This is a genomic window from Scytonema sp. UIC 10036 (assembly GCF_009725235.1).
On sequence record NZ_WJFC01000072.1, the window covers coordinates 16,932 to 31,617 of the forward strand.

General features: G+C 44.3%; 5 protein-coding genes. All 5 read left to right on the forward strand.

Going from position 1 to position 14,686, the window contains the following annotated elements; translation table 11 throughout:
• Positions 1 to 7: 7 nt before the first annotated feature.
• The 5 genes from F7734_RS29250 to F7734_RS29270 all read left to right on the forward strand — a co-directional run bounded on the left by F7734_RS29250 (position 8) and on the right by F7734_RS29270 (position 14,685).
• Entirely contained in the window at positions 8 to 1,792 is a 1,785-nt protein-coding gene (locus F7734_RS29250) for an ABC transporter substrate-binding protein (RefSeq protein WP_155748090.1), read from the forward strand.
• A gap of 40 nt (positions 1,793 to 1,832) precedes the next feature.
• On the forward strand, positions 1,833 to 2,021 hold the full coding sequence (locus F7734_RS29255) for a hypothetical protein (protein WP_207714243.1): 189 nt from the start codon (positions 1,833 to 1,835) through the stop codon (positions 2,019 to 2,021).
• Between the two features lie 526 nt (positions 2,022 to 2,547).
• A complete protein-coding gene (locus F7734_RS29260) occupies positions 2,548 to 4,365 on the forward strand; it encodes an ABC transporter substrate-binding protein (protein WP_155748112.1) in 1,818 nt (605 codons plus the stop codon).
• A gap of 508 nt (positions 4,366 to 4,873) precedes the next feature.
• On the forward strand, positions 4,874 to 11,296 hold the full coding sequence (locus F7734_RS29265) for a non-ribosomal peptide synthetase (RefSeq protein WP_155748091.1): 6,423 nt from the start codon (positions 4,874 to 4,876) through the stop codon (positions 11,294 to 11,296).
• A complete protein-coding gene (locus F7734_RS29270) occupies positions 11,293 to 14,685 on the forward strand; it encodes a non-ribosomal peptide synthetase (protein ID WP_155748092.1) in 3,393 nt (1,130 codons plus the stop codon). Before F7734_RS29265 ends, F7734_RS29270 begins: the two co-directional genes overlap by 4 nt.
• The last annotated feature ends 1 nt before the right edge of the window (position 14,686 follow it).

Below are 14,686 nucleotides of genomic sequence, written 5' to 3' on the forward strand. Positions count from 1 at the left end.
TAAAAAAATGAAATTCAAAAATTTGACAAAAATTTTCCAACGTGGATGGATATTGTTGACTCTACTGAGTCTTTTGGTAGTACTAGCCCTCAACGGCTGCAATCCCAGTCAATTTAAAACTAAAGCAGCACAAGTTACTCAAATTGTTGCCCGCACTGGTTCCGATCCTAAAACCTACAACTATGCGCTCATTGCTGAATTTCCCAACCTTATACCTTTTATTAACGAAGGATTAATTACAGAAGATAAATCTGGGAAAATTGAGCCGGCATTGGCTGAAAAATGGGAAATGTCTGAAGACAAACTCCGAATTGTTTTTACACTGAAAGAAGGGCTGAAATGGTCAGATGGCCATCCTTTAACAGTTGATGATGTTGTATTTTCTTATAATGACGTTTACTTTAACCCAAAAATTCCTGCTTATCCCCAAGAAAGTTTGAAAATAGGGGAAAAAGGTCTTTTCCCTAAAGTACAAAAACTTGACGCTCGTCGAGTAGAATTTACCACACCAGAACCTTTTGCGCCTTTCTTCCGCAGTACAGGAGCAGCAATCTTACCCAAACATAAACTAGCAGAGTCGGTAAAAACAAACGATTCATCAGGTAAGCCAAAGTTTTTAACGACTTGGGGAATGGATACTAACCCAAAAGAAATTGTCTCTAACGGTCCTTACGTTATTGAAAGTTACTCTCCGAGTGAGCGTTTGGTATTCCGTCGCAATCCCTACTATTGGCGCAAAGATGCTGAAGAGAATCAATTACCTTACATTGAGCGTGTTGTTTGGCAAATTGTGGAATCTACAGATACAGCTATCATTCAATTTCGTTCTGGAGGATTGGATACAATAGCCGTTGGACCTTCAACCTTTGCTTTGTTGAAGCGGGAAGAAAAGCGAGGCGATTTCAGGATCTATAACGGTGGTTCTGATTCCAGCAGTCTTTTTGTAACTTTTAATCAGAATAAAGGTAAGAGAAATGGAAAACCACTTGTAGATCCAATTAAATCCCGATGGTTCAATACAGCTGCTTTTCGACAGGCAGTAGCATATGCTATTGACCGAAAAACAATGAATAGCAATACATTACGAGGAGTAGGAGATATACTCAATTCTCCAATTTTCGCACAAAGCCCTTACTATCTTTCTCCCAAGGAGGGGCTGAAGGTTTATGATTACAATCCTGAAAAATCCAAGGAATTACTGTTAGGAGCAGGGTTTAAATATAAAAATAACCAACTGTTTGATGCTGAGGGAAATCGTATTCGTTTCACAATGATATCTCAAACTGGTAGTCGGCTTGTAGAAGCATTAGGATCTCAGATTAAAACAGATTTAGCTAAAATTGGTATTCAAGTTGACTACCAACAACTTGACTTTGGTACGGTTGGGGAAAAGCTTTCTAATAGTCTTGATTGGGAATGTTGGTTGGGAGGAAGTACAGGAGGAATTGAGCCTCATAACGGTTTTAATATGTGGTCTCCTGATGGTTCATTCCATCCCTTTAATCAAAAACCCCTACCCGGACAAACTCCAATTACCGACCGGGAAGTGACTGATTGGGAAGAAAAAATAGGTCGTCTTTACGTGCAAGGTGCGCGAGAATTGGATGAGGCAAAACGCAAAGCTATCTATGGTGAAACTCAGCAAATTGCTCAAGAATACGTACCTTATATTTATTTAGTTAATCCTCTTGTTATGGCTGCTGTTCGCAATCGCATTCAAAATGTTGAGGTCTCCAGTTTATCCTATGAAACGGTGTTGTGGAATGCTCCTTATCTCAAGGCTGTAGATTAATACGTAGATGAACTAGGAGTGACCCAAAAACCTCAAAGTTATGAATTCATACATTTCTCGACCGATTTTGCGACACAGTTGGATTTTTACTTTACTTGGTTTTATAGCCTTAGTTCTTAACGGCTGCAATCCAGCAGAGATGAAAACCGCAGCTGCTCAAGTACCCCAATTGACGTACTCTATTGCTTCTGAGCCGAAAACCTTTAACGTAGTACTGACTGAGCAATGAATCACCCAGCGTTTTTGGTCCTATTTACGAGGGATTGATTGCTGAAAACGGAGTAACAGGTGAACTTGAACCAGGTCTGGCCATTCGTGAGAGGTTAAGGTCATATACAATTTGTCAATAAGCAATCATACTTAAAATATTGTCAAAATCGGGGTCGGAAACAGAATTTTTAGGTCGGCGATGCGGAAGCCGCCGCTACGCGAACGCATAATCTTGAGCCGTATCATTCATTGTCGCCCCAAAAATTAAGTACAAGAGTTAACTTAATACTTCTGCTTTTTCCAAATTTTCAGCATAATTTCTAATTGACAAAAGTAAGATTGTCTTAACCTCTCACCGATGCCTCTACATTGAGGGGGCGCAAGAGTAACCTATCAATCTGTCACTTTCAATTCATAAAGGTTCCAAAGTGCGCCACCGTAAGCAGAGTATTTCACTCCCTGGGAGTACCATTCAATTACCAGTAGTAATGGGTTTCTACAGTAACTTGAGTTGTATTATGCAAAAAGTATACAATGTTTGTCCCATGCTTTTTGCTCTCTTTTCTCTTCGTCGTCGTTGGTTTTCAGTTTTACTGATATTCACTCTATGGCTAATTTGCCTGATTTTCATTAGCTGCAACCCAACAGAGTTTAAAACTGAGGCGGCACAAAATGTATCCCAATGGGTGACTAGTACTATCGGTGACCCAAAAACCTTTAACTACGCCTTCAATCAAGAGTACCCTCACGTTTTTTTGTTTACTTCCGAAGGGCTAACTACTCTCAATGGTATGACAGGAAAAATTGAGCCAGCCCTAGCAGAATCCTGGGAAATTTCTGATGATAAAATGCGAATTGTTTTTACCTTGCGAGAGGGTTTGAAATGGTCAGATGGCGAACCACTAACAACCGATGATGTCATCTTTACTTATCAAGATATTATTTTTGACCCAACAATTCCTACTGATTGGAAAGATAGCTTGAAAATAGGTTTGAGTGGTGCTTTTCCCAACATCAGGAAGATAGACACTCGCCAAGTTGAATTCATTCTTCCTGAACCTTTTGCACCGTTTCTTTACACAACAACAGGAGGCACAGCAAGTACAGTTGCTATTTTGCCAAAGCACGTCTTGGCTGAATCCTTAAAATCCAAAGATGCAAATGGCAATTTTCAATTCTTATCCACTTGGGGAACAGGTGCTGACCCCAGCAAAATTATTGTCAATGGTCCCTATAAAATAGAAAGTTATACTCCTAGCCAGCGTGTCGTCTTTCGACGTAATCCTTATTACTGGCGTAAAGATAGTCAAGGCAATCAGTTACCATATATTGAGCGGATTGTTTGGCAAATTATTGAATCTACTGATACGATAGTACTGCAATTTCGCTCTCGTGGATTAGATACAGTCACTGTTTCTCCCGAAAATTTTTCCCTACTGAAAAAAGAGGAAAACCGGGGAAATTTTCAAATTTATAATGGTGGTCCAAGCTTTAGCAAAACCTTTATTTCCTTTAATTTAAACAAAGGACGACGGCAGAATGGTCAGCCTGTGGTTGACCCGACAAAGTCTCGTTGGTTTAATACCCTTGCCTTTAGAAGAGCAGTTGCCCATGCTATCGATCGTCAAGCAATGCTCAATAATGCCTTTCGAGGAATTGGTGTGCTGCAAAATTCCCCAATTGACATTCAAAGCCCTTACTATTTTCCTCCAGAAAAAGGGTTGAAAGTATACGATTACAACCCAGCAAAATCTAAAAAATTACTCTTAGAAGCAGGCTTTAAATATAATGATAGAAACCAGTTATTAGATGCAGATGGAAACCGCGTCCGCTTCTCTTTAACAACAAATACAGAAAATAAAACCCGTGTAGCAATGGGAGCACAAATCAAGCAAGACTTAAGTAAAATTGGTATCCAAGTTGATTATAATCCCATTGCTTTCAATACTCTTACAGATAAACTTTCTAATACTTATGATTGGGAGTGTTATCTATTAAGCTTTACTGGAGGAATTGAGCCTCATGATGGAGCAAATGTTTGGTTACCTGATGGTGGGTTGCACACCTTTAATCAGAAACCACTAGCAGGACAAGAACCTTTGATTGGCAGAGAAGTCACTGATTGGGAGGAGGAAATTGGTCGTCTTTACATCAAAGCAGCCCAGGAATATGACGAAGAAAAGCGTAAAGAGATTTATGCACAGACGCAACGTCTAACACAGGAATACTTACCTGCAATTCATTTAGTAAACCCCTTGTCTTTATCAGCCGTGCGGAATCGTCTTCAAAATGTCAAATTTTCTGCACTCGGTTCACAATCAGCAACACTATGGAACAAATATGAATTGAAAATTACAGATTGACAAGCAGAAATCCGGGTGCTCGTTTCTCACAAGAAACAGCAGTAAACCTGGGTGCGTACAGACAGCGATGCCAAATTACCCTCTTGGGTACTGACTTTGTCAAGGCAACTTTGTTACATTTATAAAACATCGATCCTACTCCCTTTGCGCTCTCAAATTATCGGCTTTTGTAGGTGGGGCTATGCTCCATAACATCGAAGAGTGGGCTTTAGCCCTACCTACGCCCATAGGTAATTGAATGGCAGTTCGGGAGTCATATATATGTAAAAAAACGTAACGAAAACTAACACTGCTGGGAAAACAGGCAAGTTGGAAAAAATTGATGAGTATAAGTCCGGCTGCATTGCCAAAATGAGCATTTCTTCTTTACCCCTAAATTAACACCCAAACCTGTGTATAAAAAGGACTACTTATATAGGCGCTATAAGTTCAGTAACTCTGGATGAAAGTCCTTTTTTACCTGCCAACGTATTGAAATTGTTAAATCTTTAAGAAAGACGCAAGTAAGATGACTGACTTTTTAAATGAAATGAAAGTTCCTACTTTAGTAAGCCTGTTGCAATACAGGGCGCAACACCAACCAAACAAACTGGCTTTTACCTTTCTACGAGATGGAGAAACAGAAAGCGCAAGCCTGACTTATCAAGAATTGGACAGACAAGCACGGGCGATCGCTACTTACTTGCAATCAATAGGTGCCACTGGTGGGAACGCCTTGCTGCTCTACCCTCCTGGTTTGGAGTTCGTAGCAGCGTTTTTTGGTTGTTTATATGCGGGCGTCGTTGCTGTCCCTGCTTATCCACCCCGCGCCAACCAATCTCTGTTCCGACTGCAGGCAATCGTGGCAGATGCACGAGCAGTCATTGCCCTAACCACCACCACCGTCTTATCCAACATCGAACAAAAAAGTACTGAGTTTCCGGCTCTAAAAACTCTGCGCTGGATAGCAACCAACAACCTAGAAGCCAATCTAGAACAAGAATGGCAGGAGCCAGTATTAACTAAAGATACACTAGCATTCCTTCAGTACACATCTGGTTCTACGGGTATTCCTAAAGGTGTCATACTCAGCCACGGTCACTTACTTCACAACTCAGCCATAATCCAGAAGTGTTTCGAGCATACACCTAACAGTCAAGGCGTCATCTGGCTACCGCCCTACCATGATATGGGGCTAATCGGAGGAGTGCTACAGCCCCTTTATACTGGTTTCCCAGTCACGCTTATGTCACCAGTAGACTTTTTGCAACGTCCCCTGCGTTGGCTACAGGCAATTTCTCAATACAAAGCAACCACCAGTGGCGGACCCAATTTTGCTTATGACTTATGTGTTCGTAAGATTACACTTCAAGAACGGGAAACTCTGGATCTCAGCAGTTGGAGCGTAGCTTTTAATGGTGCTGAGCCTATCCACCACGAAACCTTAGAGCGTTTTGCACAGACTTTTGCCCAGTGTGGCTTCCGACAAGAAGCATTTTACCCCTGCTACGGGCTAGCTGAAGCAACGTTGCTCGTCAGTGGAGGCAAAAAGGCAGACCCGCCAACGGTGAAAACATTTCAAAGTTCAAGCTTGGAACAAAACCAAGTGGTAGAAACCTCTGAAGAGAATGAGGGTATCCGTAGATTGATAGGGTGCGGTCAAAACCTGTTGAACCAAAAGATTGTTGTCGTAGATCCTAAAACCCTAACCCCATGTCTTTCCAATCAAATTGGAGAGATTTGGGTAAATAGTCCTTCTGTCGCTGGGGGCTATTGGAACCGCCCTGAAGAGACAAAACATACTTTTGGTGCATACCTTAACGACACAAAAGAAGGTCCGTTTCTCCGCACTGGCGACCTAGGGTTTTTGCACTCAGGTGAACTGTATATTACAGGTCGCCTCAAAGACCTGATCGTCATCCGAGGTCGCAATCATTATCCCCAAGACATCGAACTCACCGTAGAACAGAGTCATGTGGCATTACAACCAGGTTGTAGCGCAGCATCTTCAATTAATATGGCAGGTGAAGAGAAACTGGTGGTTGTTGTTGAAGTTAAACGCAGTTACCTGCGTTCTTTGGATGTTCCGCAAGTCATTGCAGCCATTCGGCAAGCAGTTGCAGAAAATCACGAATTACAAGTGTATGGTGTCCTACTGCTTAAGCCAGGAAGTATCCCAAAAACTTCTAGTGGCAAGATTCAACGTCATGCTTGTCGCGCTGGGTTCTTCAACGAAAGCTTACATATAGTAGGTAGCAGCGTTTTAGAAGAGACTTACGCGATCGAAAGCAAAGAAAACCTGACTCGCGAAGCCCTTTTAGCAATAGAGCCAAAAGATCGAAAGCCGTTATTGGAGTCTTATATTCGGGATTGTGTGGCGCGGGTGTTGAAGATAGCCCCTTCCCAGTTGGACTTGCAGCAGCCTTTAAGTTTCTTAGGTTTGGACTCCCTGATGGCAATAGAGCTACAGCACAGCATCGAAACCGATCTGAGCGTGGTCTTGCCTATGACAAGTTTTTTGCAAGGTGATAGTATCGCCCAACTCGCAAGCACAATACTCACTCAATTAACCGCATTTAGCTTTACCGAAGCAACTACGCTCACCTCAGCTAAAAACATTGACACTCAACACCCCCTTTCTTATGGTCAACGCGCATTGTGGTTCCTGCATCAGCTAGCACCTGAGAGTGTAGCTTATAACATTGTTAGTGCTGTACGCTTACATGGAGAATTGGACATTGCTGCATTGCAACGTGCTTTTGGCAAACTGGTAGAACGTCACCCTGCTCTACGGACAACCTTCTGTGCTCTCAACGGGGAACCCATTCAACAGGTTCATCAACACAGTTCTTTTCACTTCCAGACGCAGGACGTTTCTAGTTGGAGCGAGGAATTTCTAAACGAAAGGCTTTTGGAAGAGGCGCACCGCCCCTTCAATTTGGAACGCGGTCCCTTGATGCGGGTAAATCTGTTTGCCCGGTCATCTCAGGAGCATATTCTGCTGTTAGCTATACACCACATCATCAGCGACATTTGGTCTTTGGCTGTCTTCGTCGAGGAATTGGGTATTCTGTACCAGGCGGAAAAGAATGGCATCCTCGTATCCCTTCCCATGCTGATGCCACAGTACGGCGATCGTGCCCGGTGGCAAGCAGATATGTTAGCCAGTCCACAAGGCGATCGCCATTGGGCATACTGGCAGCAGCAACTCGCTCGGGAGTTACCAATATTAAATCTACAGACCGACCGACCTCGACCACCAGTTCAAACCTATCGAGGAGCAACTGTACCCTTCAAGCTGAATGCGGAGCTAACTCAGAGACTTAAAGCTCTAAGCCGCGTTCAAGGAGCTACTCTTTATATGACCTTACTAGCTGCTTATCAAATGCTTTTGTCCCGCTATACAGGTCAAAAAGATATTCTGGTTGGCTCTCCTACAACGGGGCGGAGCCGTGCTGATTTGGCTGGTTTGGTGGGATATTTCGTAAATCCAGTGGTTTTACGAGCACATCTTTCAGGAAAAATGTCCTTTGAGGCATTTCTTGGTCAAGTCAAACAGACCGTACTCAATGCTTTTGAACATCAAGACTACCCCTTTGCATTGTTGGTAAAGCGGCTGCAACCAGTACGCGATCCGAGTTGTTCGCCCCTGTTCCAAACTATGTTTGTCTTGGAAAAAGCACATCTGCAAAAGCAAGAAAGCTTGGCATCCTTTGCTTTAGGCGTCGCTGGAGCACGGATGCATATGGGCGAACTGGAGATGGAGTCTATGGCACTGGATGTGCGGGTGGCGCAGTTTGATTTAACATTGATGATGGCAGAAGTGGGCGAAGAACTTATTGCATCGTTAGAGTACAATACAGATTTGTTTGAAGCCGACACTATCGCCCGAATGGCGGGTCATTTTCAAACCTTGCTTGAGAGTATAGTTACCAATCCAAGGCAGTCTATTTCAACATTGCCACTGTTGACGCCTGCTGAGAAGCATCAGATGTTAGTGGAGTGGAACAATACTAAGACAGACTACCCACAGCAATGTATTCACGAGCTATTTGCCGCCCAAGTAGAACGCACTCCTGACGCTGTTGCAGTGGTCTTTGAAAACAAACAACTGACCTACCGCGAGCTGAACAGTCGGGCCAATCAACTAGCACATCACCTACAGTCATTTGATGTAGGATCGGACGTATTGGTTGGCATTTGCATGGAACGCTCTTTGGAGATGGTGGTAGGAGTCCTGGGTATTCTTAAAGCAGGTGGCGCATACGTGCCCCTCGATCCAACGTATCCAAAAGAACGCCTCGCCTTTATGTTGAAAGATACTGAGGCAACAATCCTGTTGACCCAACAAAACCTTGTCGCTAGTTTGCCCGAACATAAAGCTAGGGTGATTTGCCTGGATGCAAACTGGGAAATGATTGCCCAAAATAGCGCAGACAACCCAACTGGGACTGCTACTCCCGCCAACCTTGCCTACATCATCTACACCTCCGGCTCTACCGGGCAACCAAAAGGGGTTATGATTCCCCACCAAGGGATTGTTAATCGTCTGGTTTCGGGTATCATGCGTTACCAACTTGCAGTCGGTGCTCGTGTGTTACAGAAAACTTCTTTTAGTTTCGATGTGTCAGTCTGGGAAATTTTCGGGTCGTTGTTGTCTGGGGCGTGTCTGGTCATGGCACAACCAGGCGGTCAGCAAGACCCCAGTTATCTTGTGCGAGTGATGGCAGAACAGCAAATCACGCTTGTGGATTTTGTTCCCAGTATGTTACAAATGATTTTGGATCAACCGGGCTTAGACGCTTGTACCGCACTTCGTTATGTCACCTGTGGTGGTGAAGCGTTACCCCTAGAGGTTCGCGATCGCTTCTTTGCTCGCCTCTGTGGTGTAGAACTCCATAATTGCTATGGTCCATCAGAAGTCTCTATTGATGCAACATACTGGGTATGCGATCGCCTTTCATCAGTTATCTCCATTGGTCGTCCGCTCGCCAATCAGCAAGTCTACATTCTAGACGAGCATTTACAACCCGTTCCGATTGGCGTACCAGGTGAACTCTATATTGGTGGCGTTGGTTTAGCTCATGGTTACCTGAACCGCCCCGATCTTACTGCAGAAAAGTTCATTCCCCACCCGTTTAGTGATGAACCAGGGGCGCGGCTCTACAAAACTGGTGACTTAGCTCTGTATTTACCAGACGCCCAGATCAAATTTCTTGGTCGCCTTGACGATCAGGTTAAGGTGCGGGGCTTTCGTCTAGAACTGGGCGAAATTGAAGCCACCTTGCGTCGTCACCCAAGTATTGAAGAAGCATCTGTACTGATGCAATATGATACCAACACCAATGCGTCTCGTCAGCGTTTACTGGCTTACTTGGTACCCAAAAGTCGCCATCAACAAATCGAATTTTGGCCCTCCGTCGGCGAATACCCTTTGTATGACGAATTGTTGTACCATGCCATGACCCACGATGAAGAGCGCAATCAAAGCTATGAATATGCCATCAACGAGTTAGTTCGTGACCGAGTCGTGGTTGAGATTGGCACCGGTCAGGATGCGATTCTGGCACGCTTGTGTGTTGCAGCTGGAGCGAAAAAAGTTTACGCTATTGAAGGAAGTAAAGAAGCTTATAACTGCGCTACCGCCCTTGTCAAACGCCTTGGTTTGGAAGACAAAATTATCTTGATTCACGGTTACTCTCAGGAAGTTAACCTACCGGAAAAAGTCGATGTTTGCGTTTCTGAAATCATTGGGACTATTGGTGGATCTGAAGGAGTAGCTGCTATTCTCAATGATGCCCGACGCTTCCTAAAAGAAGACGGGTGCATGATTCCACATCGATCGCTGACTAAAATTGCGGCAGTTTCCCTACCCGATGAACTACAAAATCCCATTTTTCACGAGACACCCGGTCATTACGTGCAACAGATATTTACGCACCTCGGTCATCCCTTCGATCTGCGCTTGTGTATCAAAAATTTTCCCCAAGCCAACATTATCTCCGATACAGACATTTTTGAAGATTTGAACTTCAGTGATTTCACGGAGACTGAATATAGTCGAAAAATTACGTTGAAGATCGCCAAGCTTGGTAGATTAGATGGTTTTCTCCTTTGGCTCAATTTGTACACAGCTCCTGGTGTTCTTATCAACAGCATCGAACAACAGAACTCTAACTGGTTGCCAGTTTATTTCCCCGTCTTCTACCCCGGAATAGAAGTATATCCAGGTGACACCATCGAAGCCATGTGTATAGGTCACTTAAGTGACAACAATGTCAATCCTGATTATCGGATTCAAGGATATTTAATTAGGCAAAACGGGGAAACGATCGTATTTGCCTATGACTCACTCCACCATCAACAACCTGACAAGCGCAGTCCTTTCTATGAGTTGCTTTTCCCTCAAGGTAAAATTAATCTAGACAAAAGTTCTCAGCAACTATCTGCCAAAAGCTTACGCACCTACTTGTCTCGCTATTTGCCTGATTACATGATTCCTGGTATATTTGTTACCATAGCAGAAATGCCACGGACACCCAATGGTAAGATAGATTACCGTGCCTTACCAACGCCGGATACTGTTAGCTTTGAGCAGACCGAAACTTATGTTCCTCCAAGTACGGCGTTGGAAGCAGTTCTAGCCACGATGTGGAATGAAATTTTGCAAATCGAGCGCGTCGGCATTCACGACAATTTCTTTGAGTTAGGGGGACACTCGCTGCTTGCCATCCAAGTCCTGTCCAAAATACGAGATGTCTTCCGGGTAGAACTACCTTTACACAGCCTTTTTGAGGCAGCTACTGTAGCAAAGCTGTCGCAAATTATGCTGACTCATGAAACAAAACCAGGGCAGATGGAAAAGATTGCTGAGATTTTCCAAAAAATTACAGCCATGTCCGCCAAAGACGTACAAACAACGCTTCACCTAAAGAAAAGCAAAGAAGTATGAAAGATACTGAAGAATCAATACAGAAAACTGGATTTTCTGCGGAACAGCGAGAACTTCTAGCATATTTACTGGCAGAGGAGGGTGTCGAACTAGACGAGACACCAAAAATTGCTCCCAGAGAAAACCCAGATAAAGCACCTCTTTCCTTTGCCCAAGCTAGGCTATGGTTTCTCAACCAGTTACAACCAGAAAGCTCAGCTTATAATATCCCGGCTGCAATACGTATTGAAGGGCAGTTGAACGTGGTGGCATTGGAGCAAAGTCTTAGCAAAATTGTGCAGCGTCATGAAGCCTTACGAACGACATTTATAACTCAAGATGAGCAACCGATTCAGGTGATTCATCCTGCGTCTACTTTTGTGCTGCCGATCGTCAACCTGCAACAATTTTCTGAAAGCGAACAAAAAGCCCAAGCCTTACAGATCGCCGCACAGGAAGCAGAACAACCTTTTAATTTGACACGCGATCGCCTGTTGCGAGGTAAACTACTGTGCTTATCTCAACAAGAGCATATACTTCTTTTGACAATGCATCACATTGTCTCAGACGGATGGTCTCTTGGCGTGTTAGTGCGGGAGTTGGCTACGTTTTACAATGCTTCCAATCACAAAGGAGTACTCCTGCCTCCACTCCCCATCCAGTACCCAGACTATGCAGTTTGGCAACGGCAGTGGCTCAAAGGGGAGGTAATGGAAGCACAACTGACTTACTGGAAGCAGCAACTTGGTGGTCGCCTCCCCGTACTACAGTTGCCCACTGACCGACCAAGACCACCGATTCAAACCTTTCGCGGGGCTAAGCAAGCCCTGCTGTTACCCAAGTCTTTGTCAGAGCAGATCGACAACCTCAGCCAACAAGCAGGCGTCACCTTATTTATCACTCTGCTGACAGCTTTCAAAATACTGCTTTACCGCTACACGGGGGAAGAAGATATCCTTGTGGGTTCTCCTGTCGCCAACCGTAACCGGGCACAGACCGAGGATTTGATTGGCTTCTTCATCAATATGCTGGTGCTGCGTACCAATCTAGGAGCCAATCCCACCTTTAGAGAACTTTTGGGTCGAGTGCGCGAGGTGGTTCTGGGAGCTTATCAGCATCAGGAGTTGCCCTTTGAAAAGCTGTTAGAAACCCTGCAACTAGAGCGCAGTACCAGCCACTCGCCCCTGTTTCAAGTGATGTTTGCCCTTCAGAATACTCCCATGCCCGCTTTGGAATTTGTTGGTCTAAAATTGAGTCCGTTAGAGATTGACAACAAAACAGCAAAGTTTGATTTAACACTGGACTTGGAAGAAACACCAAACGGACTCAAAGGCTGGTTGGAGTACAGCACAGATTTGTTTGATGCTAGCACTATCAAAAGGATGGCGGGGCATTTTCAAACCTTGCTAGAAGGTATTGTTGCTAACCCAGAGCAGAGGTTGTCTGATTTGCCATTGTTGACACCAGCCGAAGAGCATCAATTGCTGGTGCAGTGGAATGATACTTGGGTAGAGTATCCCAAAAATATATGTATCCATGATTTGTTTGTGGCACAAGTGGAGCGCACCCCCGACAACATTGCGGTCGTTTTTGAAGGAGAGCAAATCACTTATCGAGAGTTGAATCAACGAGCAAATCAACTAGCACATTATTTGCAAAAGCTGGGTGTCAAGCCAGAGGTACGGGTCGGGATCTGCGTAGAGCGATCGGTTGATTTGGCGATCGGGCTTTTAGGCATTCTGAAAGCTGGAGGTGCTTACATCCCTATTGACCCCAACTATCCCCAGGAACGCTCTAGCTTCATGTTGCAAGATGCCCAAGCACCAATATTGCTGACCCAAAAGCGGTTAGTTGCTGTTCCAGATTCCTCTGCTCAAGTCGTGTATCTAGACGCTGATTGTCCAAGTATCGATCGAGAAAGCAAGGATAACCCCAACATTCAGGTTCTACCCACACATAATGCTTACGTACTTTACACCTCCGGTTCCACAGGTCAGCCCAAAGCTGTTACGATCGAACATCACAGTACAGTCGCTTTTCTATGTTGGGCAAAAACGGTTTTTACCCCTGAAGATTTGACTGGCGTTTTGGCATCAACCTCCATTTGCTTCGATTTATCGGTCTTCGAGCTGTTTGTTCCGCTAAGTTGGGGTGGCAAGGTCATTTTAGCTAAGAATGCTTTACATCTGCCCAGTTTGCCTGCTGCAAAGGAAGTCACTTTGATTAACACGGTTCCTTCAGCAATAGCAGAATTACTGAGAGTTGACGGTATACCCACTTCTGTACGTACTGTTAACTTAGCAGGTGAACCTCTTCCGAAAAAACTTGTAGAGCAGCTGTATCAACATAGTGTGCAACAGGTCTTTAATCTTTACGGTCCCTCGGAAGACACGACCTATTCCACCTGGGCTTTGGTTAAGCCAGAGGACAATGTAGTGTCCATTGGTCGTCCCATTGCCAATACTCAAGTTTATATTTTAGACCGTTACCTCAAACCCGTGCCGATTGGAGTTCCTGGTGAATTGTATATTGGTGGCGAGGGTTTAGCCCGTGGCTACCTGAACCGACCAGAGTTAACTGCTGAAAAGTTTATTGCCAACCCTTTCAGCAACAAGTTAGACTCACGCTTGTATAAAACTGGTGACTTAGTACGATACCTGCCTGATGGTAGCATTGAGTATATTGGGAGACTGGATAATCAAGTAAAAATACGTGGGTTCCGAATTGAATTGGGCGAGATTGAGACAGCTTTATCTCAACACCCAAAGGTACTTGAATCGGTAGTGCTGGCAAAAGTCGATGAAGCCGATCGCAAACGATTGGTAGCCTATGTCGTTCCCAAGCCAGAATTAGTTCATGGGGTAAACGAACTGCGATCGCATCTCAAACAAAGATTACCTGAGTACATGGTGCCGTCTGCTTTCGTGATGCTGGATGCCTTACCGTTAACATCTAATGGCAAGGTAGACCGTCGCGCACTTATGTCCATTAACTTGGCAAGACCCGATTTAGAAACAGCTTTTGCTGCGCCCCGCACAACTGTTGAAGCAACACTAGTAGGTATTTGGAGCCAAATTTTGGAGGTTAAGGAAATTGGTATCCACGATAACTTCTTTGAGCTAGGAGGGCATTCTCTATTAGCTACCCAAGTTGTGCATCAAGTACAAACCGTCTTTCAGGTAGAACTGCCTTTGCTTGCTTTGTTTGAGGAACCTACAGTAGCTGCGTTAGCGCGGGTAATTGAATCTAGCCAAATCCAGCAGAAAGACAAAATGCCAAAAATACAAGCAATACCCAGACAAAAAAGACATCTGGATCGGCTTGTGGAGGAACTGGCGCAGCTTGAGGAAGACGAAGTCAAAAACATATTTCAACAGAAAATACATAGCTTGAAAGCTGAAAAAACGTGAC

Bases quoted from the DNA above. Each gene is read 5' to 3' on its own strand.
- F7734_RS29270 (WP_155748092.1), top strand. From the start codon at position 11,293: ATGAAAGATACTGAAGAATCAATACAGAAAACTGGATTTTCTGCGGAA.
- F7734_RS29250 (WP_155748090.1), top strand. From the start codon at position 8: ATGAAATTCAAAAATTTGACAAAAATTTTCCAACGTGGATGGATATTG.
- F7734_RS29260 (WP_155748112.1), top strand. From the start codon at position 2,548: ATGCTTTTTGCTCTCTTTTCTCTTCGTCGTCGTTGGTTTTCAGTTTTA.
- F7734_RS29255 (WP_207714243.1), top strand. From the start codon at position 1,833: ATGAATTCATACATTTCTCGACCGATTTTGCGACACAGTTGGATTTTT.
- F7734_RS29265 (WP_155748091.1), top strand. From the start codon at position 4,874: ATGACTGACTTTTTAAATGAAATGAAAGTTCCTACTTTAGTAAGCCTG.